This is a genomic window from Collinsella aerofaciens (assembly GCF_028207065.1).
In the GTDB taxonomy this organism is placed as follows: Bacteria; Actinomycetota; Coriobacteriia; order Coriobacteriales; family Coriobacteriaceae; genus Collinsella; species Collinsella aerofaciens_AR.
The window spans coordinates 1-22,460 of record NZ_JAQLFP010000030.1; the positions used below are offsets into that span (position 1 = coordinate 1).

The following is a 22,460-nucleotide window of genomic DNA, read 5'->3' on the forward strand; positions in this document are numbered from 1 at the left end:
GCTTGCCCGTATCGTAGGCAATGCGCCGAATGCTCGCCATCGAAATTTATCGGTGGCCCACTTCAGACTGTAATGGGCGGACACCAGCCACGGTGCCCGCCCCCCTGTATTTGATACGCTCGGTATGTTTATCCCTCACAAACAATCAAAGAAATCTCGACCACAATCGGTCGACCGTAAAGCAGATGGCAAAAACGCTTGCTACGTTTATGAGGCAGTCAATTAAAATCGAAACGCATTGACCGTCCCCCAACGGGGTCACGCCGCAAATCCACATGAGCATCGAGGCTGGAAGCGGAAGCATGGAATTGGCCCCGATCTGTATGTAGATCGCTACAACGTTGACAAGCAACAGCATGCCAATCGGACCGAAGCCGGACCCAAAATAGGAAACAACGATTACGCAAGAAACCACGTATGCAAGGCAGGCGGCGGCAGCAAGAACAAGTCGATAGCAAAATACATGCAGGTTGAAATACTGCTGAGCATCCAAAACGATCGCGCAGTTAAGACAGTACAAAACGACACTCGTCAGGATAAACGCGCCCAAAAGGGCAAAAGAAGACAGCATCGCTCGCGCAACGATAGCGCACACACGCTTCCCTCCCCGGGCCTCCGACAGCCCCCACGGTTCCTCGACAAAGCCCGAACTGACAAAGCACGGCACAATGCAAGCCGCGATGAACGGAAAGAACAATGCATGGGCCAACGGGGCTACGTTGAACAGCAGACCGCGAAAAACCTCTGCATTGCCAAATAGAAGGACATCCTCCGCCGATAGCCGAAGCGTCGGGTCTGGGAAAAAACCCAAGAAACTGTTCTCACGGAGGCTACAGAACCACATCGGGAAAGAATTAAGCTGCAATATCACCATGTACGCATAAATTACCAGGATTAAGGCGTACGCCCATTTGCTCACATGCTTCAATTCTGACTGGAGAAGTCTTTTAATCTGACGAGCCATTGAGCACACCCCCCAGCGCGAAAGCTCAAGAGAGCGTAAATCAATACCGATAGACAGCTGGCTGCCACGCCATATCCCAGAAGCGTCAGCTGCCCCATATCGCTATACCCAAGGGCACATCCGACTCCAAGGTACGGCCCCGGAAGGAAGAAGATCCATCGCAAGGATGGTATAGGTGCCTGAAGGAAGGCTCCGTAGAGCGTCAAGCTCATGACAAATCCAACTATCACCACGGCCCCGCTCAATACAGCGCTGCCCGTTATCCGATAGATGGTCACCGTCTCCAGCGCAACCGATATCACCAATACGGCGTTGACTACCATTGCAGGCAAAAATACAGTTAGTATGTTGTGCGAGTAGTTATGCCCTCCACGTATTATGGCTATTGCAAAAAGAAGAAGGCAAAGCGCGCTATACGCTGCGCCAATTATTAAAGCAGACGAAAATGCATGGGCTAGAGCCCCATAAAAGCGGTTGAGACCTCTTGCCGAAGAAATTCGGTACCCCTCTTTATAGCCATGCTCCTGTAAAAGCACCAAACAAACGATGAGTGGAACGAACAGGGATGTACCGGCAAAAGCGCTGCGCGCAAGGGACTCATCAGGCGCAGAAGGATCGATTGCATTCCAGAGGAAACCAATATCCTCCCCACAAACGCCATAGCCAAAGACGAGCAACGTTGTTCCGTTTTTTAGAAAGATGCCGAAGAGAAGGCCGAACGCCAACATAAGCGCAAGACCAAACTTCGCCGGAAATATCCTGTGCAAACGCATCATATCTGCCTTTATGGGATGGATCGCCCGCTTCATAGCGAGACCGCCTTCATCAAGCGCCTGTAATACTCTTTTAGGGACGACGCCTCATCCCTTATGACGTCCATCGATTCCTTTTTTAGCAGTTCGCCGTCATGAATAAACAGGCAGCTTGTTGCAACCGATGCCAACTCATCCAAATCATGACTAGAGATGAGCATGGTCTTACCCTGCTCTCGATTCAATCGACCGATAAGGGCCCATATACTCTCGATGCCCAGCGGATCCAATCCATTTGCCGGCTCATCGAAAATTAGTACGTCGGTGTCGCCCAATAAAGCCGTAGCTATATCCAGTCGCCGTTTCATTCCCAGAGAAAAACTGCCTACGCTCTTTTTCTCATCGATGTCCAGCCCGACTAGGCTCAAAACGCGAGGAATCTCACGTTTCTCATCAAGCCCCCATTCCGCACATCGGATTTGAAGATTCTCAACCGCGCTGAGAGATTGGTATGCTCCGCTGGAATCTGGCACATAGCCGACACGCGTCCGCATCAGACCAAGCTCTTTTTTTGATTTGCCTCCAAAGAGCTCCACGCTCCCCGACGATGGCTCACAGAGGCCCAGCACTATTTTAATAAGCGTGCTTTTACCCGCCCCGTTTGCACCGACAAGGGCACAGAGCTCAGACTGATGCACCTCGAAGGAAACGTCATGCAAAACGTGCCGTTTCCCGTAGCGTTTTGAAACTTTTGATAGCTTTATCGCCGATGCGTTCATTGGCCTCCCGTTCCGCTTGATAGCAAAACCGCTCATATCGTTCCTTCTTTCCTTTATCGTTTTCCATAGTTGTTATTGTTTTTCGATAACTCATATTTGTCAAGATAATCTAAAAGAAGGAACCCGTGTTAGACACGGGTCCCTTCACGCTGATATTTCGTTTTAGTTGTTCGCCTTAAGCTACTCGTCACTCAAATCGACAGCAAAGACTGATGTCGGAAGCGACGCCTCGTTGCCTCCGCCATCCTGCATCTGTCTCACGACATTTTTCGCGCGCTCGACAATAAGCTCCTCAAGCTCTTTCTCGCTCACGCGCTGAATAATATCTCCCGGTTGACAATCAAGCTCATCACAGATATCGAGAAGCGTCTTTAGGCGAATAGCTTTTATCTTTCCGTTTCTAAGCTTTGAAATATTAGCCGGAGTATGCCCCGTCGCCCGAATCAGATCAGCGCTGGTCTTTCCGGTCTTAAGCAGCTGCGTCTCAAGCTCAATGATGAGATAGCTCATGTTTCCTCCTACACAAGCTCGTCAGACTGCTCTTGGAGCAGCGAGGCATAACTCCAGATCGCCGAGATAAACAAACAGACAACTGCGCCGATAAACGACCCCGCATCAAAGGTAGCGCCTTGGCAAATCTCAATAACAAAGGAATGAGGCACGATGTAAAGCTCCAGTCCGCCAATGGTGAGATTGACCGATCCATAGGCACCAACAAGCGAAACCGCGGCGTTAACAGCAAAGGCAAGCGCGAGAACACGGATAAGCCACACATGCGTCTTGGTAAAGGGCGAGACGCCCCGAGAGATATTACGGCTGATCCCGCACAAAACGACAAGCGAAATACCCACGACGAGTGCCAGGCACAGTCCGCTTGGGATAACGATGCACCCGCCATTGAGAAGCGTCACGACACCGAAAGAATCGACAGAAGCAACGTTTGTAACCGCACACCAGATCACGTAAACAACCAACGCGGCAAAAGCGACGAGCATCCCTGCAAAAACGGCTGTCATGCAAAAACCAAGCTTCCTGATATTTTCGCCCGCCTTGGCCAAACGCTGAACGCTGTTGGACATACACTCACCCTCATCGACTCTATCGTTATTCGAACAGTTTATCGAACAACGATATGGATTGCATGCGGAAAGCCCCGCCAGTGCGCATAGGCCATTCACTAATCAGAAGGGGTGAGAGTGGATTTTTGGACACGTATCGAACGAGAGTGGATAATCTCCCACTTTGAGGCCGCCACCGGGCCTAAAACGGGAGATTATCCACGCTCATAGTCATCAAGGCTCACAGCCTCTTACTCGGCCGCCTCGCGCAGGGCCGACATCGTAGCCGCATATTGCTGCTGCAGCGCGTGCATTCCCTCGCGAGCGCCGTCAACGGCATCGGCGCCGCGCAGCGCCTCGGTCACCACGACCGCCGGCTCGTACAGATTATCGAATCCCAGGTTCTGGCTCACGCCCTTGAGCGTGTGAGCTGCCATAAACGCTTCCTTGGCGTCTCCTGCCGCCATGGCGGCCTCCAGCTTGTCCATGCTCTCGTCATCCAAAAACTTGAGGGCAAAGCGGGCAAGCATCTCCTCGCCCATCAGCCGAGCGCAAGCGTCATCATAATTGGCGCCGATCTTCTCATACGTCTCGCGCATGGAAATCATGGATTCAAACTCCTTTGGTCAAACTAAATCGTAGGAAGCGCAACGACCTCGGCAGGACGCGCCAATGTTTCGGCAATACGGTCTTGCACCTCGAGCAGACAGTCGAGCAGCAGCGGGTTAAAGGTGCCGCACTTACCGTCCAGGATCATCTGAATCGCCTCCTCGTGCGGGATGGCATTCTTGTACACGCGGACGCTCGTCAGCGCATCGTACACGTCGGCCACCGAAACCACCTGCGCGGCGATGGGGATATCGTCGCCCTTAAGGCCGTCGGGATAACCCTTGCCGTCCCAGCGCTCGTGGTGCCAACGCGCAATCTGGTACGCATATTCCATAAGCGCATTGCCGGCGTGATGGCGGCCCAGCTCATGCAGCATGTCGGCGCCGATCGTGGTATGCGTCTTCATAATCTCGAACTCCTCGGGCGTGAGGCGCCCGGGCTTGTTGAGAATCGCATCGTCAATCGACATCTTGCCGATATCGTGCAGTGCCGAAGCCAGGGCAATCGTAGAGCGCTCCTCGTTGTCGAGGGAGATGCTGTCGCTACGGTGGACCAGGCAGCCAAGCAGCAGCTCGGTCAGCTTCTCGATGTTCGTAACGTGCCTGCCGCTCTCGCCATTGCGGAGCTCCATGACGCCGGCCATGATGTCGATGAGCATGCGGCTGTTCTTTACGCGCTCGTTGTACTGCTGGGACAGCAGGCTCGTCAGGCGGCGCTGTTTGGCGTACAGGCGGATGGTGTTGCTTACACGGCGGCGCACGACACGGGAGTCAAACGGGCGGTTGACATAGTCCGAGGCACCCAGCTCATACGCGCGCAACACCACATCGTCGGAATCTTCGCTCGAGATCATGATGACAGGCAGATTGTCAATAATCGACCGGCGCGACAGATCGCCCAACACCTCAAAGCCGTTCATGCCCGGCATGACAATGTCCAGCAGCACGAGCGACAGCTCATCACCATAGCGGTCGACCATGTCGAGCGCTGCACGACCGCTATCGGCCTCGAGGATGCAATACTCGTCCTTGAGCATCTCGCTGAGAATAGCTCGGTTCATCTCGGAGTCATCGACGATAAGCACCGAAGGCTTTTCGCTTTGGAAGGTATCGACGGAATCGGTATCGGTCATGACCGTACCGGCTTTTGCCTTAGCGCGGCTCAGTAATTGGACAGCGCGGCCAACGCCCTCATCGACCGTCTCGCCATTAATGCGAACGCCACCAACACATGCTGTCAAGCTAACACGCTCATGGCCCGGAATAATCGCGGAATGAACGGCATCGGATACGTGACGCAGACGACGGGCGAAGTCATCGGAGGGGATATTGGGCATGACGGCCACAAACTTATCGCAACCATAGCGGACAAGCTCATCAGTCGAACGAATACTGCCTCGTATGGCCGTCGCCACCGCACCGAGTGCAAGGTCGCCGGCATGACGGCCACAGGTATCGTTGAAGACCCTAAAATCATCAAGGTCGATCATGGCCACACCGGCCTGCATGCGGGCGCTGCGAAGCTTTTCCTCGTAATATCGGCGATTGCGCACGCTCGTCAGCACGTCGGTGTAGACAAGGTCCTCTTCTGCGGCCTCTTGTTCATCAATCGGACGCACCATCAGCAGAACGTGAGGCTCGCCCTCAACCATCAAAGAGCGCAGGCGAGCGCGGTACTCAACGCCATCGTTGAGCAGCCGTTCCGACACCTCATCGGAACCCGCCGCCAAGGCTTCAAGACTTGACTGACGCAGACAGGGACACCGTTCGCCGGCGAGCAGGCAGTTAGGATCGCCCTTAATCTGATCGACAGACAGCAAACGCACCACGGGGTAGGTCTTCGCGACACGGGCGACCTCGGCGGCAGCCTCCTCGTCGGTTAGATTGGCCTCGTGATTATTGAGCATAGGGGGCCCTTTCAGTAGTTTTGCTTGGTAGCAGTGGGTGCCAAATGTTACAAGGGTAGCACCTTGTCGATGCAGGTACGCACGTGAATACCGTTTCTTTTTCATGAGTTGGCAGACGGTAGGGCTGAAGCCGCAGCCGTAAGGTTCTGGGCGCATCTGTTAACACGGTCGAAATGTTTACGGGAAAAGCCCGTTTTGATTATTGCGGCTGCTAGAACCCTAGGACGCCACGGACGGCCTGGGCAGCCGCTACCGGTCGATCGCGCAGCCCGTTGTGCGCGCCGGGGACCGTTACGAGCGGACAGCCCAAAAGCTCAGCCGACGCTCTCGTGCCCGCTTCGCGGGGCGTGCCAATCGAGAGCTCGCCCAAAAACACGGCGGCCACTGTTTTCGATGCGCGGACGCGATCCCAATCGGGAACGCAGGTCATAATGATCCCGTATTCGTTTGCCATAAAGCTGCGGCCGTTGCGCAGGGCATGCTTGGCTTCCGCCTCGGTTGTCTTGGGAGCTTGAGGATCCGAATCACTGATGGCACTCAGGAAGGCTCTTAATGCCCTCGAGACCTTTCCCGCAGCAATCATCTCGAGCAAAACCGGGGCCGTGCCCAGGCCAGCGCCCTCGTTTGTCACGGCGGGTTCGTGCAGCATCGCGCGCGAGACAATGGCCGGGTTTGTACGGAGAAGCTCCAGGGTCACCAGCGTACCGGCGCTGTGCGCGAGGACATTTGCCGGGGCGCCGACATGCTCGATAACGGCCTGCAGGTCGGCGGCCTGGGCGGCGAGGTCGTAGCGCCCGTCCGCGGCATCGCCGCTCTCGCCGCAACCGCGGCGGTCGTAGGCAATTACGCGATAGCCGCAGGCGAGCTCGCGGGCGATCCCGTCAAAAAATGTGCCGTCGACGCAAGCGCCGTGCACGCACACCAAGGCAGGCGCATCCGACGGCACGCCCGGCTCGGCAAACTCGCGACAGGCAATCGTGGTGCCCGCATTCTCGACCGTAAAATCCATGTTGTGCCCCATCGCCTTGCACCTTGTTAACGCATTAACTGTACCCAACCGGGAACCTCTCATAGCGCGGACATCGAGGGCGGCGTGAAAAAACGAAATCTGAAAAGCACAAGCCCGAATCAGACTTTGGCACCGATGCTATGCTTAGGCACAACTGTCCCAAGGAGCATATGCCTATGTCTACGTTTTTAAATGCCAGCCCCATCTTTGGACCGGTGCGCAGTCGCCGCCTGGGCCTTTCGCTCGGTGTCAACATGATGCCGGCGTCGGGCAAGATCTGCACGTTCGACTGCATCTACTGCGAGAACGGCCTTAACGCCGAGCGCCCCTGCCATGAGCCGTATAACACGGCCGCCGGGGTGCTCGACGCACTCGAGGCCAAGCTGCGCGAGATGGCAGCCGAGGGCGAGCTGCCCGATGTAATCACCTTCGCCGGCAATGGCGAGCCCACCGCCGCACCGGAGTTTCCGCAGGCTATCGCCGGCGCCATCGCACTTCGCGACCAGCTGGCCCCGAACACCAAGATCGCCGTGCTCTCCAATGGCACGCGCGCTGACCAGCCCGCTGTGCACGATGCGCTCATGATGGTCGACGACAACATCCTCAAGCTCGATACGGTCGACCCGGCTTTTATCCAGCTGCTCGACCAGCCCGTTGGCCCCTACGACGTCGAGCACCAGATCGAGACGTTCGCGAGCTTTAACGGCCACGTTATTATCCAGACGATCTTTTTGAACGGCGAGTACCAGGGCAAGTCCCTCGATAACACTGGTGAAGCGTACGTCGGCCCTTGGCTCGCGGCGCTCGAGCGCATTCGCCCGCAGGAGGCGACCATCTACACGGTGGCGCGCGAGACACCGGTCGCCGGCCTTGCCAAAGCAGCGCCCGTGGTGCTCGACGCCATTGCCGCGCGCGTTCAAGCCCTCGGCATTCCCTGCCAGGTGAGTTACTAGCAAAACCACGCAGCAGCTAGTGCCGCCATCCCGCCCCATCAGTTGCGGTGATATAGTTCCTATTTGTGCTGTTAAACCGCTTAAATCGGAACTATATCACCGCAACTTTTATGGACACGTGGGTGGGCTATACTAGCTGCGAATGAAAGGAAGTTAGCCATGTATGACAAAGGACCCGTGCCCGGCCGCAACGACGCTTGCTGGTGCGGCAGCGGCAAGAAATACAAGAAATGCCACAGCGCCTTCGACGAGCGCCTCGAGCGCCTGTGGGAAGAGGGCTGGGAGGTTCTGCCCCGCACGCTCTACAAGACGCCCGCCGATATCGAGGGCATCAAGCGCTCCGCCGCCATCAACGTGGGCGTGCTCGACTACGTAGGCGAGCACATCGCCGCGGGCATGACCACCAACCAGATCGACCAGATGATCTACGACTACACCGTCGAGCACGGTGGCACGCCGGCCGACCTCAACTACGAGGGCTATCCCAAGAGCGTGTGCACCTCGATCAACGACGTGGTCTGCCACGGTATCCCCTGCGATACGGACGTGCTGCACGAGGGCGACATCATCAACGTGGACTGCTCCACGATCCTAGACGGCTACTTTAGCGACTCGAGCCGCATGTTCTGCATCGGCGAAGTCTCGGCCGAGCGCCAGCGCCTGGTCGACGTCACCCGCGCCAGCGTGGAGGCGGGTCTGGCGGCCGTCAAGCCGTGGCTGCCGCTCTCCGTCATGGCCGAGGCCGTGCAAAAGACGGTCGAGGACGCCGGCTTTAGCGTGGTGCGCGAGTACGGCGGACACGGCATCGGTAAGGAGTTCCACGAGGACCCGTTTGTGGGCTTTACCACCGAGGCGCCCGATGTGGACACCATCATGGCTCCGGGCATGGTCTTTACCATCGAGCCTATGGTCAACGCCGGAGCGCCCGACATCAAGATTAGCAAGGGCGATGGTTGGTGCGTGCGCACCAAGGACGGCAGCGATTCGGCCCAGTGCGAGGTACAGCTCGTGGTGACCGAGGACGGCTACGAGCTGCTGAGCTGGTAGCCGCAGATGCGCCGGATGCTGACGGGCACGCTCGTCTTGCATCCGGCGTTTTATTTGAACGTTTTGCCCGATAAAACCTGCCAAAATAAACCTGTCCCTTTTTGGTAGGCTGAGCGGAGAGGACTGCTTGTGAACATCCTGGTTTTGCTGCCCGTCAACGACCGCCATCGCGCAATTCTTGAGTCGAGCGCTCCGGGCGAGGACTTTATCTACACGAGCTCCGACGCCATCACGCGCGAGCAGGTCGCCAACGCCGACGTGATCTTGGGCAACATAGACCCTGCCCTGCTTACCGCATGCGAGCACCTCCAGCTGCTGCAACTACAGACCGCGGGCTATGACGATTACTTGGCCGCCGGCACCGTGCCAGCCGACGCCAAGCTGTCTTGCTCGGTGGGCGCCTACGGCCAGGCCGTGAGCGAGCACATGTTTGCCATGGTGCTGTCAATGATAAAGCGCCTGCCCGGCTACCAGGACCTGCAGCGCGAGCATCGCTGGGAGGACTTGGGCCCGGTCACCTCGCTCAAAAATGCCAACGTGCTGGTGCTGGGCGCAGGCGATATCGGCGGCCACTTTGCCACGCTCTGCCGCAGCATGGGCGCACACGTCCGCGGCATCAAGCGCCATCCACTCGTCTACCCTATTGTGTTTGAGGACATGGACGGCATGGATGCCCTGCCCGAGCGCCTGGCCGAGGCTGACATCGTTGCATCCTTTATGCCGAGCACACCCGAGACCCGCGGCCTGGCGAACGCCGAGTTCTTCGCCGCGATGAAACCGGGTGCCTTCTTTGCCAACGGCGGCCGCGGCGATCTTGTGGTCGCCGACGACTTGGTTGCCGCTCTGGAATCGGGACATCTCGCCGGCGCCGCGGTCGACGTCACCGACCCCGAGCCGCTGCCTGAGACAAGCCCCCTGTGGGATGCGCCCAACATGCTCATCACGCCGCATGTCTCGGGCTGGTTCCACCTAGCCGCCACGCTCAACAACGTCGTCGACATCGCCGCAGAGAACCTGCGTCACCTGCAGGCCGGCGAAACCCTGCGCTGCTGGATCGAGCACTGATTTGTTCCGGCGTTTTGCCAAACGCCGGAACCCCTCGACGCTGCGAGCCCGCCGTTTGGCCAATCTGCCGTTCAATTTCAAAGGCGCGACCAGAAGGTCAGCGCCTTTTCATTTCACGGCACCTTGGCTCAAACGGCGGGCTCTCGCTGACTTTTGTTCAACCTGCGGCGCTTTGCTGGCGCGGCCCTACCTGTGGACTCTCGCTGACCATTATTCGACCAGAGGGGTCTAGCGCTATTTAAGCGTTGTTAGATAGTTTCTTGCGTTTTCGACGTTCATTGCTGCGACGGGCGCATGCGAACAGAGCTTGACATCGTTGGTGACCAGGAGATCCGCTTGGGCGCGTATCGCTGCCGCAATGATTAAATCGTCTTCGTAATCGCTATGGAGATTACGCTGCTTGCTCGCCATCCATATGTCACTCAGGTTGCAGGGTACCGGCGTGGCAAGTTGCGACAACACGTCAAGGCAATCCCATGCAAGTGATGTCGCCGCCACGGCGGCATCTTGGGACAGTGAGCCATGCTCGCGCCGATACCATGCCTTATGTTCGCTTGAAATCAAATAGAACAGGTCTTTGGACGATGTCGCCGCATACAGCAAATCCACCTGCGCCGTGCATGCATCGCGTAAAAACTCAATCGCCACCGAACGACCACGTCGTGAGGGAATGAAGTAATCGAGCCACACGTTGGTGTCAACCAAGATGCGCTTTGGAGCCTCACTCATAGAGCCAGCTCATCTCCTCGCCATAGCGATCCGCATAGGCATTCCGTTTGAGCCCTTCGTCGTCCGATGGCTGAGCCTTGACCATATCGATTCCCGACTCACGGCAAGCGGCAGCGAACAGCTTCGACCCCTGATCCATGAGCTCGAGCTTACGTTTGGCGGCCTTTTCGCGCTCGCGCTGCTCCGTCCGGACACGACTGGGCAGAAGGATATCCTCGAGCGCACCGGGGCGATCGGCCAGCGACGCTGCAAGCTGCCAGAGCGCTCGCACCGCTTGGCTCGGCGTCATACCGGCCCTGGAGAGAGCGGCGTCCCCACTCCTTTTAAGATCGGCATCGAGACGCACGTTGATCTGAGCGGCTGTTGTGGTCATGACCCCTCCTTAATACTTCAAAACTATCATAAAACTCTATGGTAGATACGTAAAGCATGTATAGCATTTACAAGCATTAGCCGTACTCTGTACACAAGAAGCCGCCGAGGCGCATTGCACCTCGGCGGCTACGAATCACCGATCTAGTTCGGTTTCACCCCTTGCATTCGCCCAGATAAAACCTGCTAAAATTAACATCCCTTTTTGGCAGGTTTTAGAGCTCCACGCTTTCGGCACCGTTGATGGTTAGGTCGCGCTCGTAGAAGGCGGTGAGAGCGCGGATGGCGTACATCACGTCGCGCACGCCGCCGGTCTCGTAGCTCGAGTGCATGGCAAGCTGCGGCAGGCCCACGTCCACGGCATGCATGCTCGCCTGCATATTGGACAGATTGCCCAGGGTAGAACCGCCCGCCATATCGCTCTTGTTGGCGAAGGCCTGCGTGGGTACGTCGGCGTCATCGCAGATGGCCTGGAACACCGCGCGGCTAAAGGCATCGGTGCAGTAGTGCTGGTTGGCGGCCTCCTTGATGACGATGCCGCCGTTGAGCACGACCTGGTTGCGGGCGTCGCACTTCTCGGCGTGGTTGGGATGCACGGCATGCGCGTTGTCGCAGCTCACGAGCATCGAGGCGGCAAGCGCACGGTGGTACGACTCGTCGTCAAAGCCCAGCGAGCCGTTAATGCGGCGCAGTGCATCGGCCAAGAACGTCGACATGGCACCCTGCTTGGTCTCGGAGCCAACCTCCTCGTTATCAAAGCAGCAGAAGACCGAAACGTCGTGCGCGTTCTCGGCACCCAAAAATGCTTGCAGCGAAGTGTAGGCGCAGGCCAGGTCGTCGAGCTTGGGCGTCGAGATAAACTCGTCGGCCCAGCCCCAAATGCGCGCATCCTGGCGATTGACCAGGAACAGATCGCGGCCAAGAATCTGCTCAGGCTCAACATCCAGTTCTTCGGCGATCAGAGCATCAAAGTCGCCCTGTTTAAGGTCACCAGCGCTGATGAGCGGGCACAGGTCAACGGCTCGGTTGGGAGCAAAGCCCTCGTTGACGCCACGGTTCATGTGGATGGCAAGGCTCGGGATAATAGCGACCTCGCGCTCGGTGGCAAGCAGGCGGCTCTCAATGCGGTCACCCTCGCGCACCAGCACGCGGCCCGCAAGCGCCAGCGGACGGTCGAACCAGGTATAGTCAATCATGCCGCCGTAGGCCTCGGTGTTCAGGCGCAGCGTCTCGCCCGCGCCGTCGAGCTCGGGCACGGCCTTGACCTTAAACGTCGGTGAATCGCCGTGCGACGCCGTGAGCTGAAAATGATAGTCACCGGCAACACCGTCCTCGCCCCACGTCGCGGCCAGGTCCTCGCCCACCTTAAAGGCAACAACGCTCGAGGTGTTGCGCTGCGTGTAATAACGCCCGCCCGGCTCGATATCCCATGCCGCGTTCTCGGGCAGGTAGGTAAAGCCCGCCTCGTCGAGCTCGGCCATAATGGTCGCCGCCGTATGAAACATGCTGGGGCATGCCTCGATAAAGTCGATAAGGTCGTTAGCGGCCTCGATATCGTCGGCCGTCACATGCGCGCGCTCGGGCGTTTCCTGATCCGTCATGCTCTCCCCTTTCGCTGGGTTGATGGTCCCCTCCAGCATACCCCGCCGCGCCAGTGCCGTGCCTTTCATTCCATGTTTAATCCCGCGCCGCTCGCCAAGTTGAGCCATCATGCCCGCACTCCTTTTGCGACAATTACGCTAACAGGACGAGAGGAGCCGTCATGAAGCCACGTAACATTGCCATCGCCTGCGGTGTCGCGGGAGTCGCCGTCGGCCTTGCCGCTGCCGCCGGCATCGTTTACCGCAAGCAAATCAAGTCCGCCGCATCACTCAAACGCTTGACCGGCAACGCGGATGGCTATGACCTGTACGCAATCGACATCGCCTACGACTACGATCTTGATCGCATCATCGCCGCTGGCGTGCGCGATGACCAGGCATACATCGATGCCGTGGTGGCACAGGTGCTGCCCGGTGTGCCGGCACATGTCCAGGCGCCCCAGTTTGCCTGCAGTGCTTTTGTCGCCGTAGATGCCGAAGGCCGCGTGCGCACCGGTCGCAATTACGACTTTAAGGACGACACCTCGGCGCTGCTGGTGCGCAATCACCCACGCGGCGGCTATGCCTCCATCGGGTTTGCCGCCCTTAACAACCTGGGCGATAACACTCCGCTTGACTCCGTCGGCGGACGCGCTGCGGCGTTGATGGGCCCGTTTGCCCAGCTCGACGGCGTCAACGAATGTGGCGTGTCCATTGCCGTGCTCACCCTGGATTCCAAACCTTGTGACCAGGACACGCAGCGCCCCGTCATCAACACTTCGCTCGCCATCCGTCTGGTGCTCGACCGCGCGGCCACCACGCAGGAGGCCGTCGACCTGCTTTCTGCCTACGACATGCACGCCATGGCCGGACGCGACTATCACTTCTTTATCAACGACGCCGCCGGTGACGCGCGGGTGGTGGAGTGGGATCCGCGCGATCCCGACCGTGCATGCAAGGCGACGCCCGTACGCCAGGTCACGAACTTCTACGCCTGCTATGGCGACGAAGTGCTGCCCAACCAAAAGAATGGCGAGATGGGCCATGGCAAAGAGCGCGCCATCGCCATCGCCGATGTCCTTGACGCCCATGTCGGTGCCCAGGACGAAACGATTGCCTGGGAAGCCCTGCGAGCCGCAGCGCAAGAGCCCAATCCGGAAGACATCACCAGCAATACGCAATGGTCGGTCGTCTTTGACAATACCGAGCCCGCTGCCGCCATCACGCTGCGCCGCCACTGGGGCAACGTCGATGCCTTCGCACTGTAAGGAGCCAGGCCCGTCGACCTTACGTTCCCTGACGTTGCTTACATTTCCATACGCTTGAGCTAACACGTTTTACCCCCGTATCAACAGTGTGCGGGGGTAAACTTATGCGCATGTTATAACTTGCCCGGAAGGATTCACCATGCTTAGGATCGGTCTTCTTACTAGTGGCGGCGACTGCCAGGCGCTCAACGCCACCATGCGCGGCATTGTCAAAACGCTTATGACCAATAGCGAAGAGCCTATCGAGATTTATGGCTTTGAGGACGGCTATCAGGGCCTTATCTACAGCAGGTTCCGCGTCATGACGCCCGCCGATTTTAGCGGTATCCTCACCCGCGGCGGCACCATCCTGGGCACGAGTCGCACACCGTTCAAGCGTCTGGATACCCCCGAGACCGATGGTGTCGAGAAGGTGCCGGCGATGGTCCACACCTATCATAAGCTGCAGCTCGACTGCCTGTTTATGCTGGGCGGTAACGGCTCCACCAAGACCGCCAACCGCCTGCGCGAAGAGGGCCTCAACGTTATCGCCCTGCCCAAGACCATCGATAACGACACCTGGGGCACCGAGCTGACGTTTGGCTTTACGAGCGCCATCGACGTCGCCACCAAGTGCATCGACGACATTCACACCACCGCCTCGAGTCACGGCCGCGTGTTCGTTATCGAGATCATGGGCCACAAGGTTGGCTGGATCCCGCTGTACGCCGGCGTCGCGGGCGGCGCGGATGTCATCTTGATTCCCGAGATCCCCTACGACATGGACAACGTCATCAAGACCATCGAGCATCGCATGGAGACCGGCAGCCGCTTTACCATCGTAGCCGTCGCCGAGGGTGCTATCTCCAAGGAGGACGCGGCGCTGTCCAAGAAGGAGTACAAGAAGAAGCTCGCCGAGCGTACGAGCCCGTCAATCGTGTACGACATCGCCAAGGAGATCGAGGCCAAGACCGGTCGCGAGACCCGCGTCGCCATCCCCGGCCACACGCAGCGCGGCGGCCAGCCCGACGCCCAGGACCGCATCTTTGCGACCCAGTGCGGCGTCGAGGCAGCGCTCGGCTGCCTACGCGGCGAGTTTGGCTACATGATTGCCCTGCGTGACGGCAAGATGTGCCACATGCCGCTCGAGGAGGTCGCCGGCAAGCTCAAATATGTCGACCCCCAGAGCGACCTGGTGCGCGAGGCCAAGGCGTTGGGCATCAGCTTCGGCGACGAATAACCTCGGCCGAAATCCATCCCATCGGGCCCTCCGACCCCGCCCGACGTATTTCGATTTGGCTCCTCCCTTGACTTCGTCAAAGGTCGCCAATCGAAATCGTCGGGCGGGATCGGAGGGCCCTGCGTTTACATACTCGCCGGGGCTATTCGTCTTCTTGCTGCGGGTGCCTGGGCCGGAATTGAGTTGCGGTGAAATAGTTCCCGCTTAGCCCGCAAATGGCTGAATCTAGAAACTATTCCACCGCAACTTACTGAGTGGGGACTCTTGGCTGCTACTTGCACTGACATTTGTCCCAAAATGGCTGGTCGTTAGGGATTGCTACCGGTAGTTGCGGTAGGGTTGGGGCAGATTCTAACTAGAAATGGTGGTCGCTACCGGTTGTTCTCGGCATACTCGGCTCATACGATTCGACCATCAAACGAAAGGAACCACCATGGATCTTGCGATGGCACAGCGCCTCGTCGATCGCCGTAAAGCTGCCGGCCTTTCTCAGGAGGCGCTTGCTGCCCAGCTGGGCGTAAGCCGCCAGGCTGTTAGTAAATGGGAGCGCAGCGAGTCCTCACCCGATACCGATAACCTCATTGCGCTCGCCGCGCTGTATGACGTGTCGTTGGACGAGCTGTTATATGGGGAGGCGGTGGCTAGCGCTGATGACTCACAGGCTGATGATGAGGCACAGAACAGCAACGCCGGCACCAAAGCTTCAGATAAGGCTGAAGAGGCTGAGGCTTCTACTGAGCACGCTGATTGCAGCGATAAGCCACTTGTCGATATTTCCCTCGCGCGCGGTATCCACGTCATTGATCCCAATAAAGGCGAGGAAGTCCATGTTGGCTGGAGCGGCATCCATGTGACCAACGAGCGCAAGGGCGAAGAGGTGCATGTGGGGCCGGACGGCGTGCATATCGATACGCTTGAGGACGATGGACATAGCGTACGCACCAATGACGACGGCACCGTCACCATCGACGGCGAGACGTTTTCCAGCTGGAAGGAAGCACACGACAAGCTCGACCATCATGGCAAGCATTTCCACACCAAGGTCGGACGTGCATGGAACAAATTCCCCTTCCCCGCACTTGTCACTCTCGCCTATCTGGTGCTCGGCATTGTCTACGGCACATGGGGCATGGGGCTTTTCCTCGTCTTTCTGGTTCCCGTCTACTACGCGATTGGTGACTTCATCGATCGGCGCCACCTGTCTAAGCTGATCGAGGCCATCTACCCGGCAGCCGCCATCGCTTGGTTCCTCTACATGTGGCTCTGTTTGGGACAGCCCCATCCTGCATGGATCATCCTCATCACGATTCCCGTCATAAAGGCGCTCATGCGCTGGTGCCGCAAACAATGGAAGTGCCGCAAACAGGCCTAACACGCTCCGACCCACCAGCACCCAACCACCCCCGCCCTTCTCCTAAGTTGCGGTGAGATAGGGACTGTTTTGAAGCTCCAAAGCGCCAAACAGTCCGTATATCACCGCAACCTACAAACAACTGGGTCAGTTCCGGCACGGAGATTAGCATTGAGCTGACCACGCGCCAAGAAAAGGGCCTATTTACTACGTTTAACTCGAGAGGGCCGACCATACCCGCCTTTTCCGAATATTTGCAAGCCCTCTACCTGCGGTTTTAATTTCATAATCTTTGTCATGGTCGAGGGTGTGGTAGCAAACGTAGTAGATAGGCCCGTTTTGCGGCATACGACCCATTCAAGCCCAATCTCGAAGGCTAAAGAGAGCCTCTCATCCACGCCTGCGAGCGAAAGCCAAATAGAATGAAAGGCAAATGGAAAGCCCGTTTGACGGGGCAAACGCCGGGCCACCTAATGGTTGTCCGGCGTTTGCCCAGATAAAACCTGCCAAAATAAACCTGTCCCTTTTTGGCAGGCTACTCGGCGCTCTTGAGGGCGCCGACCATGTCGATCTTGTTGAGCGTTCGGTTGGTGGCGAGGTTGACGATGATCGTAAAGCCGAAGGAAAGCACCACGGCAAGCACGTAGCTCAGCGGCTCGACTTCGACGTCAAAGTACAGCGACGGCATCTGCAGGATGTACGTAAAGCTCTCGGCAAGCAGGCCACCCAGCGGCACGCCCAGCGCGGCGCCAATCGCCGTGAGGATCAACGTCTCCTTGTTGACGTAGTGGTGCACCTCGCCACGGCGGAAGCCCAGCACCTTGATGGTCGCCAGCTCGCGTTCGCGCTCCGAAATATTCGTATTAGACAGCGTAAACACCACCACAAACGACAGGCACGCCGCCATAAAGGTCACAAGCACCACGACCGAGTTGATGATGGTGAAGTTGGCCTCATAATTCTCCCAATGCTCGGACGTACTCGAAATTGTGAGCCAACCGTCACTCTTAAGCTTCTTGCTAAACGCAATCTGGTCAGCCGACGAACCCTTAAGCAACACAAAGACGCCGTTAAGGCGTGCACTTCGACCGAACGCGCGCTCATAGGTGCCCTGCGTCATGTAAAGCGTGTTGCCTAGATAGTTGAGCGAGATGTCGCTGACTTTGACCTTGGCAACATTGAGCGACGAATCCTGGACGTGAGCCGTGTCACCCGGCTTGATCCCCAGCACCAGCTGAGAGCTCTTGCTCAAATACACGTCTCCGTCACGCAGGGCGAGCGGTTCTTTGGGCTCATCCTCCAGGCGCACGTAATCGCCCAAGTCACCCGTGCGGTCATCGGGCACCACGATCAGCTGCACAGTCTCGCTCTTACCGCCAAACGTAAAGGTGACGTTGTCGGTCATAATCGGCAGCGTCGAAGTCACAGTCACGTTGGAATCATTGGCTGCACTGCGCTCATCCAGTGCCGCGCACGTCTGCGAAAAATCATCGGGATTGGCAACCGCCAGCAGGTCATAGCGCGTGATATGCCCGTACTGCTTGGGCGACAACGCGACCGACGTATCACGGATGCCCATACCGCAAATCACAAGCGCCGTGCAGCCCGCAATGCCAAAGATGGTCATAAAGGCGCGCTTTTTGTAGCGGAATAAGTTGCGTGCAGCGACCTTGTTCAAAAAGCTCATGCGGTGCCAGATAAAGCCGATGCGCTCGAGCAGAATGCGCGAGCCGGCGCGCGGGGCCTTGGGGCGCATGAGCGAGGCTGGGGTCTCGGCCATCTCGTGGCGGCAGGCGATAATCGTGGCGCCCACCACGCCCACGGCAAACAGCGCTACCGACACGAGTGATGACACGATGTCGTACGAAAGCAACATCTGGGGCAGCGAGTACATGTCGTCGAACACCGTAAACAAGAACAGCGGCAGACCCACAAATCCGATGATATTGCCGAGCACGCCACCGATCAGACACGCCCACAGCGAGTAGTCCACATATTTGGACAGGATACGCCCGCGTGAATAGCCGAGTGCCTTGTACAGGCCAATAAGCGTGCGCTCCTCCTCGACCATGCGGGTGGCGGTGGTGAGACTGATAAGCACGGCGACGATAAAGAAGATGAACGGGAACACCGTGGCAATGGCCTCAATTGACGAGCTATCGCTCTCCACGCTCGAGTAGCTTGCGATGTTATCGCGGTCCTGGATGTACCAGGTGCATTCGCCCAGGTCAGAGAGCTCGGCGCGGGCATCGGCAAACTGCTGGTCGGCGGCGGCGCGGCGCTGGTCCAGGTCGGCTTGCGCCTGCGCACGCTCGTCGCTGCCCTCGGCCATGCGATTGATGTTGTCCTGCTCGATCCCAAAGACCATATTCGCCTGACGCTCAGCCGCGTCCAAGCTCGCCGGTGTGTCGACCGTCAGCTCCTGAGCGCGCGCCTTCTCACGCCCCTCGCGGATCTTCTCGATATTGCCCTTGACCTCATTGATCTTTGCCGAGTAGGCATCCGAATAGGAGTTGAGGCTCTTGGCTCCCTCGACGACCACGTGGACAGCGGAGTAGGAAGAAGATGTCGCGGCATCCTCGCTCACGTAGAACTTGTAGTCCGCAGTCGAAGCAGCGCGAAAGGCGTTGACTGTCGAGTCGGAGCTCACGTCGGTAGGATCGAGAACCTCGGCCGTGATGGTGTAGTCCCCATCGGCAAACTGGTCCTTGGCGCTTTGGTTCGACGAGCTCGCATCGTTGGCGGCAAAGCTCACCGTATCGCCGATTTTCTTGCCCGAAGCCTTCAAAAAACGTGAGGTCACTGCCACTTCGCCCGAAGTCTCGGGCAGCTCGCCGCGCACTAGCACCGGTTGGTCAATATTCTCTTTGGAGAGGCTCTGTACGACGACACGCTCGCGCGTCGTACCCACGGCGGTATAGGCGGTCTCGGTATAGATGCCCTCGGCCGTCTCGACGCCATCGACCTCTTGGATCGCGGCAATATCGTCATCGGTCAGACCATAGGTCGACTGCACGTTGATGTCATAGACATTCTGCTGGTCAAAATAGGCGTCGACCGAATCACACAGGTCCTCGCAGCCCGCCTTAAGGCCGCACATCACGCTCACGCCAAGCGCGGTGATCACAACGATAGACAAGAAGCGTTTGAGGCTGCCGCGAATCGTGCGGTAGATGCCACGGCGAAAAACCGTCGGCACCATATCGTTTGAGCTTTGGGCGGTACGGTAGGTCGTAAAATCCTGCTCGCGCTCCGTGTTCTGCGCGTCGCGGCGTTGACTGTTTTGGCGGTCCTGATTCATGGGCGCTACCACTCGATCGTCTCGATAGGCACAGGATTTTGCTGGATCGTCTCGCTCTCCACGCGGCCGCTCTTAAAGCGGATCAGGCGATCGGCCATGGGCGCCAGCGCAGAGTTGTGGGTGATGATGATGACCGTAATGCCTTGCTTGCGGCAAGTGTCCTGTAGCAGCTGCAAGATCTGCTTGCCGGTTTTGTAGTCGAGTGCACCCGTAGGCTCGTCGCACAAAAGCAGCTTGGGGTTCTTAGCCAGCGCGCGGGCGATGGATACGCGCTGCTGCTCGCCGCCCGAAAGCTGCGCCGGAAAGTTAGCGAGGCGGTCGCCCAGGCCAACCTGGCGAAGCGTTTGCTCGGCATCGAGCGAATCGGGGCAGATCTGCGCCGCGAGTTCGACGTTCTCAAGCGCCGTCAGGTTAGGGACCAGATTGTAGAACTGAAAGACAAAGCCAACATCGGCGCGACGGTATTCCACAAGCTGAGCCTCGTTGGCAGAGCTCACGTCACGCCCGTCCACCGTCACGGTGCCAGAAGTTGCCGTGTCCATGCCGCCCAGAATGTTGAGGGCCGTGGTCTTGCCGGCACCCGAAGCACCCAAAATGATGGCGAGCTCGCCGCGCTCGACCGTAAAGCTCGCGCCGTCGAGCGCGTGGATGCGGGCATCGCCCTCGCCGTATGCCTTGATGACGTCTTTGAATTCGATATAGGCCATCGATTAATTCCCATCTGGTCGGATAACTCTTTAGTATTACCCATTTCCCACCTACCAAAAAGGGACAGGTTCATTTTGGCAGGTTTTATAAGGGGAAACGTACCTCTTTGGGGGCAGCGCGGGACGCGCAGGGGCGGCCGTGCAGATCGGCACAGCCGTCTCACGTGGAATCGACCGACGCCTGCCTTTCCGTGACACCGGCAACTCGTTTTTGCTTGTTGGCATGGCCGCCATTATGCCTTGGGACTGAGCACTCAAATTCTCACTCCTCATTGCCACGCTTGCCGCAAGCTATCAGGGTGACGAGATGACGACGCTCGCTGTAGCAGCGCAGCCACACTCTATAAGCGAGGCGTTTGCCAGCAAAAAAGCGCGCGACAGGGTAAGCCCGCCGCGCGCTATCCTATGCGGACTAGTTATTGTTGTTGGTCATCGAGGCCACTGCTGCCGCAAGATTGGAAATGGGCATCGTCTGCAACCAGATGCGACCGGGACCGGTGAGCACGGTGTTGAACACGCCCTCGCCACCAAACATGATGTTTTTGACGCCCTTGACCATTTGAGCGTCGATGCTCACGGTCTCCTCAAAGCCGGCCACGTTGCCGGTATCCACAATCATCTGCTGGCCAGCAGCGAGCTCGTACTCAACCAGGTCGCCGTCGATCTCGGCAAAAGCAACACCCGAGCCCGTGAGCTTCTGCATGATAAAGCCCTCGCCGCCAAAGACGCCGGCCTTTGCCTTCTTGTTAAAGTGAATGCTCAACTCGACGCCACTTTCCGCGGCAAGGAACGAACGCTTCTGCAAAATCCAGCTCTTGCCCGGACCGATCTCGATTGGCACGATGCGGCCGGGGAAGCAGGAGCCAAACGCGATCATGCCATCGCCACGCGCGGTCCAAATGTTTTGGAACAATGCCTCACCCGAAAAAGCCTTGGAGAACATCTTGCCGATGCCACCGCCCGAGGTAGACATTTCCATGTTGGGGGTCATCCAAGCCATGGCGCCGCTTTCGGTGATCATGGATTCGCCATCGCTAAGGTTGCACGTAACAACCGGGAAAGCCCCTCCGCCGATCTCGTACTGCATGACCGTCTCCTTTCCACTCAGGAGCCGAATAACGATGCCTATATTTTAGCAGGTAGAGATGCATATGTTCACACCGCCCATGCCCTCTCCTGCGGACGTTTCCCCAGATAAAACCTGCCAAAATAAACCTGTTCCTTTTTGGCAGGTTTTAAAGGCAAACGGTGAAGGTGATCTGGTTGCCGTGACCGGATACGGTGGCGGCGCCTCCATGGGCCTCGGCGATGGCACGCACCACGGACAGGCCCACGCCCGAGCCACCCGTCTTGGAGCTGCGCGACGCATCCGCACGATAGAAGCGATCGAACAATCGGTCCAGGTCGCCCTCGGGCAGCTCGTCCACGGCGTTCGATACGACAAGCTCGGCGGCGCCCTTGCCTTTGCCGTGCGAAACGGCGCACAGGCTCAGCTCAATCACGCTGCCCTCGCTCGCATAGCGCGTGGCGTTGTCCAGTAGCAACTCAACCACCTGCGCCACCGCCGCGGCATCGGCATGGGTCCGCACGCCGGTCGCAATCGACGTCGACAGGCGTTTACCGCCTGAGACCGCCACCGACTTAAACGGCGCCGCCACCTTGTTCACCGCCTCCGAAAGATCGATCGACGCCATGGTAAAGCCCGCCGAGCCCTCGTCCATGCGTGCCAAGAACACCAAGCGCTCCGTGAGCGCCGATAATAGCGCACCCGCACTCGCCTTAGTGCTGCCT

General features: G+C 58.1%; 21 protein-coding genes and 1 pseudogene. 7 read left to right on the plus strand and 15 right to left on the minus strand.

From position 1 onward, the window contains the following. Positions 1 to 145 precede the first annotated feature (145 nt). The 8 genes from PMX72_RS08525 to PMX72_RS08560 form a co-directional block, all read right to left on the minus strand. On the minus strand, positions 146 to 964 hold the full coding sequence (locus PMX72_RS08525; RefSeq protein WP_271729680.1) for a hypothetical protein: 819 nt from the start codon (positions 962 to 964) through the stop codon (positions 146 to 148). Further along, positions 925 to 1,773, minus strand: coding sequence for a hypothetical protein (locus tag PMX72_RS08530; protein ID WP_271729679.1), 849 nt, complete (start codon positions 1,771 to 1,773; stop codon positions 925 to 927). Before PMX72_RS08530 ends, PMX72_RS08525 begins: the two co-directional genes overlap by 40 nt. Continuing rightward, positions 1,770 to 2,531: an ABC transporter ATP-binding protein gene (locus PMX72_RS08535; protein WP_271729678.1), complete on the minus strand. Its 762-nt coding sequence runs from the start codon at positions 2,529 to 2,531 to the stop codon at positions 1,770 to 1,772. Before PMX72_RS08535 ends, PMX72_RS08530 begins: the two co-directional genes overlap by 4 nt. 144 nt (positions 2,532 to 2,675) lie before the next feature. Beyond that, positions 2,676 to 3,005 carry a helix-turn-helix domain-containing protein gene (locus PMX72_RS08540; RefSeq protein ID WP_117806722.1) on the minus strand — a complete coding sequence of 110 codons (330 nt, stop codon included), beginning with the start codon at positions 3,003 to 3,005 and terminating at the stop codon, positions 2,676 to 2,678. 8 nt (positions 3,006 to 3,013) lie between these two features. Beyond that, entirely contained in the window at positions 3,014 to 3,574 is a 561-nt protein-coding gene (locus PMX72_RS08545; RefSeq protein ID WP_271729677.1) for a hypothetical protein, read from the minus strand. Positions 3,575 to 3,804: 230 nt separating this feature from the next. Then, a complete protein-coding gene (locus PMX72_RS08550) occupies positions 3,805 to 4,161 on the minus strand; it encodes an Hpt domain-containing protein (protein ID WP_271729676.1) in 357 nt (118 codons plus the stop codon). 23 nt (positions 4,162 to 4,184) lie between these two features. After that, positions 4,185 to 6,068 carry an HD domain-containing phosphohydrolase gene (locus PMX72_RS08555; protein ID WP_271729675.1) on the minus strand — a complete coding sequence of 628 codons (1,884 nt, stop codon included), beginning with the start codon at positions 6,066 to 6,068 and terminating at the stop codon, positions 4,185 to 4,187. A gap of 211 nt (positions 6,069 to 6,279) precedes the next feature. Further along, complete coding sequence (locus PMX72_RS08560; RefSeq protein WP_271746204.1) at positions 6,280 to 7,077, minus strand: alpha/beta fold hydrolase; 798 nt, start codon at positions 7,075 to 7,077, stop codon at positions 6,280 to 6,282. A gap of 176 nt (positions 7,078 to 7,253) precedes the next feature. Between PMX72_RS08560 and PMX72_RS08565 the strand changes: the two genes are divergently transcribed. The 3 genes from PMX72_RS08565 (at position 7,254) to PMX72_RS08575 (ending at position 10,142) form a co-directional block, all read left to right on the plus strand. Then, on the plus strand, positions 7,254 to 8,030 hold the full coding sequence (locus tag PMX72_RS08565) for a radical SAM protein (RefSeq protein WP_271729673.1): 777 nt from the start codon (positions 7,254 to 7,256) through the stop codon (positions 8,028 to 8,030). A gap of 159 nt (positions 8,031 to 8,189) precedes the next feature. Then, entirely contained in the window at positions 8,190 to 9,077 is an 888-nt protein-coding gene (gene map, locus PMX72_RS08570; RefSeq protein ID WP_055286839.1) for a type I methionyl aminopeptidase, read from the plus strand. Positions 9,078 to 9,206: 129 nt separating this feature from the next. Next, positions 9,207 to 10,142, plus strand: coding sequence for a D-2-hydroxyacid dehydrogenase (locus PMX72_RS08575; protein WP_271729672.1), 936 nt, complete (start codon positions 9,207 to 9,209; stop codon positions 10,140 to 10,142). Between the two features lie 234 nt (positions 10,143 to 10,376). Here the strand turns inward: PMX72_RS08575 and PMX72_RS08580 are convergent, their stop codons facing one another. The 3 genes from PMX72_RS08580 to PMX72_RS08590 form a co-directional block, all read right to left on the minus strand. Further along, on the minus strand, positions 10,377 to 10,871 hold the full coding sequence (locus PMX72_RS08580) for a PIN domain-containing protein (RefSeq protein ID WP_271729671.1): 495 nt from the start codon (positions 10,869 to 10,871) through the stop codon (positions 10,377 to 10,379). Continuing rightward, on the minus strand, positions 10,864 to 11,244 hold the full coding sequence (locus PMX72_RS08585) for a hypothetical protein (protein WP_271729670.1): 381 nt from the start codon (positions 11,242 to 11,244) through the stop codon (positions 10,864 to 10,866). The genes PMX72_RS08580 and PMX72_RS08585 overlap by 8 nt, the downstream gene beginning before the upstream one ends. 214 nt (positions 11,245 to 11,458) lie before the next feature. Beyond that, on the minus strand, positions 11,459 to 12,844 hold the full coding sequence (locus PMX72_RS08590; protein ID WP_271729669.1) for a M18 family aminopeptidase: 1,386 nt from the start codon (positions 12,842 to 12,844) through the stop codon (positions 11,459 to 11,461). 161 nt (positions 12,845 to 13,005) lie between these two features. Here PMX72_RS08590 and PMX72_RS08595 point away from each other — a divergent pair, with 161 nt between their 5' ends. The 3 genes from PMX72_RS08595 (at position 13,006) to PMX72_RS08605 (ending at position 16,682) form a co-directional block, all read left to right on the plus strand. Beyond that, positions 13,006 to 14,091 carry a carcinine hydrolase/isopenicillin-N N-acyltransferase family protein gene (locus tag PMX72_RS08595; protein WP_271729668.1) on the plus strand — a complete coding sequence of 362 codons (1,086 nt, stop codon included), beginning with the start codon at positions 13,006 to 13,008 and terminating at the stop codon, positions 14,089 to 14,091. Positions 14,092 to 14,230: 139 nt separating this feature from the next. Further along, the gene (locus tag PMX72_RS08600) at positions 14,231 to 15,310 is read left to right on the plus strand and encodes a 6-phosphofructokinase (RefSeq protein ID WP_271729667.1); all 1,080 of its coding nucleotides are present in this window, start codon (positions 14,231 to 14,233) and stop codon (positions 15,308 to 15,310) included. Positions 15,311 to 15,743: 433 nt separating this feature from the next. Next, entirely contained in the window at positions 15,744 to 16,682 is a 939-nt protein-coding gene (locus tag PMX72_RS08605) for a helix-turn-helix domain-containing protein (RefSeq protein ID WP_117648269.1), read from the plus strand. Positions 16,683 to 17,196: 514 nt separating this feature from the next. Here the strand turns inward: PMX72_RS08605 and PMX72_RS08610 are convergent. Together PMX72_RS08610 and PMX72_RS08615 are read right to left on the minus strand one after the other, a co-directional pair. After that, positions 17,197 to 19,962 (minus strand): ABC transporter permease, encoded by a 2,766-nt coding sequence (locus PMX72_RS08610; RefSeq protein WP_271729666.1) that lies wholly within the window; start codon positions 19,960 to 19,962, stop codon positions 17,197 to 17,199. Positions 19,963 to 19,967: 5 nt separating this feature from the next. After that, positions 19,968 to 20,669 carry an ABC transporter ATP-binding protein gene (locus PMX72_RS08615; protein ID WP_117629924.1) on the minus strand — a complete coding sequence of 234 codons (702 nt, stop codon included), beginning with the start codon at positions 20,667 to 20,669 and terminating at the stop codon, positions 19,968 to 19,970. A gap of 109 nt (positions 20,670 to 20,778) precedes the next feature. On the opposite strand from PMX72_RS08615, the pseudogene PMX72_RS10315 reads away from it, so the two are divergent. Continuing rightward, positions 20,779 to 20,919: pseudogene (locus PMX72_RS10315) on the plus strand (hypothetical protein); the annotation flags it as partial. A gap of 162 nt (positions 20,920 to 21,081) precedes the next feature. Here the strand turns inward: PMX72_RS10315 and PMX72_RS08620 are convergent. Both PMX72_RS08620 and PMX72_RS08625 read right to left on the minus strand, forming a co-directional pair. Then, positions 21,082 to 21,756 carry a TIGR00266 family protein gene (locus tag PMX72_RS08620; RefSeq protein ID WP_117629922.1) on the minus strand — a complete coding sequence of 225 codons (675 nt, stop codon included), beginning with the start codon at positions 21,754 to 21,756 and terminating at the stop codon, positions 21,082 to 21,084. 148 nt (positions 21,757 to 21,904) lie between these two features. Next, on the minus strand, positions 21,905 to 22,405 hold the full coding sequence (locus tag PMX72_RS08625; RefSeq protein ID WP_117778623.1) for a sensor histidine kinase: 501 nt from the start codon (positions 22,403 to 22,405) through the stop codon (positions 21,905 to 21,907). Positions 22,406 to 22,460 lie beyond the last annotated feature (55 nt).

Coding starts and splice junctions, on each gene's coding strand:
- PMX72_RS08530 (WP_271729679.1), bottom strand. CDS start 1,773: ATGAAGCGGGCGATCCATCCCATAAAGGCAGATATGATGCGTTTGCAC.
- PMX72_RS08600 (WP_271729667.1), top strand. CDS start 14,231: ATGCTTAGGATCGGTCTTCTTACTAGTGGCGGCGACTGCCAGGCGCTC.
- PMX72_RS08555 (WP_271729675.1), bottom strand. CDS start 6,068: ATGCTCAATAATCACGAGGCCAATCTAACCGACGAGGAGGCTGCCGCC.
- PMX72_RS08580 (WP_271729671.1), bottom strand. CDS start 10,871: ATGAGTGAGGCTCCAAAGCGCATCTTGGTTGACACCAACGTGTGGCTC.
- PMX72_RS08565 (WP_271729673.1), top strand. CDS start 7,254: ATGTCTACGTTTTTAAATGCCAGCCCCATCTTTGGACCGGTGCGCAGT.
- PMX72_RS08535 (WP_271729678.1), bottom strand. CDS start 2,531: ATGAGCGGTTTTGCTATCAAGCGGAACGGGAGGCCAATGAACGCATCG.
- PMX72_RS08525 (WP_271729680.1), bottom strand. CDS start 964: ATGGCTCGTCAGATTAAAAGACTTCTCCAGTCAGAATTGAAGCATGTG.
- PMX72_RS08590 (WP_271729669.1), bottom strand. CDS start 12,844: ATGACGGATCAGGAAACGCCCGAGCGCGCGCATGTGACGGCCGACGAT.
- PMX72_RS08620 (WP_117629922.1), bottom strand. CDS start 21,756: ATGCAGTACGAGATCGGCGGAGGGGCTTTCCCGGTTGTTACGTGCAAC.
- map (WP_055286839.1), top strand. CDS start 8,190: ATGTATGACAAAGGACCCGTGCCCGGCCGCAACGACGCTTGCTGGTGC.
- PMX72_RS08615 (WP_117629924.1), bottom strand. CDS start 20,669: ATGGCCTATATCGAATTCAAAGACGTCATCAAGGCATACGGCGAGGGC.
- PMX72_RS08585 (WP_271729670.1), bottom strand. CDS start 11,244: ATGACCACAACAGCCGCTCAGATCAACGTGCGTCTCGATGCCGATCTT.
- PMX72_RS08595 (WP_271729668.1), top strand. CDS start 13,006: ATGAAGCCACGTAACATTGCCATCGCCTGCGGTGTCGCGGGAGTCGCC.
- PMX72_RS08545 (WP_271729677.1), bottom strand. CDS start 3,574: ATGTCCAACAGCGTTCAGCGTTTGGCCAAGGCGGGCGAAAATATCAGG.
- PMX72_RS08610 (WP_271729666.1), bottom strand. CDS start 19,962: ATGAATCAGGACCGCCAAAACAGTCAACGCCGCGACGCGCAGAACACG.
- PMX72_RS08605 (WP_117648269.1), top strand. CDS start 15,744: ATGGATCTTGCGATGGCACAGCGCCTCGTCGATCGCCGTAAAGCTGCC.
- PMX72_RS08550 (WP_271729676.1), bottom strand. CDS start 4,161: ATGATTTCCATGCGCGAGACGTATGAGAAGATCGGCGCCAATTATGAT.
- PMX72_RS08540 (WP_117806722.1), bottom strand. CDS start 3,005: ATGAGCTATCTCATCATTGAGCTTGAGACGCAGCTGCTTAAGACCGGA.
- PMX72_RS08560 (WP_271746204.1), bottom strand. CDS start 7,077: ATGGATTTTACGGTCGAGAATGCGGGCACCACGATTGCCTGTCGCGAG.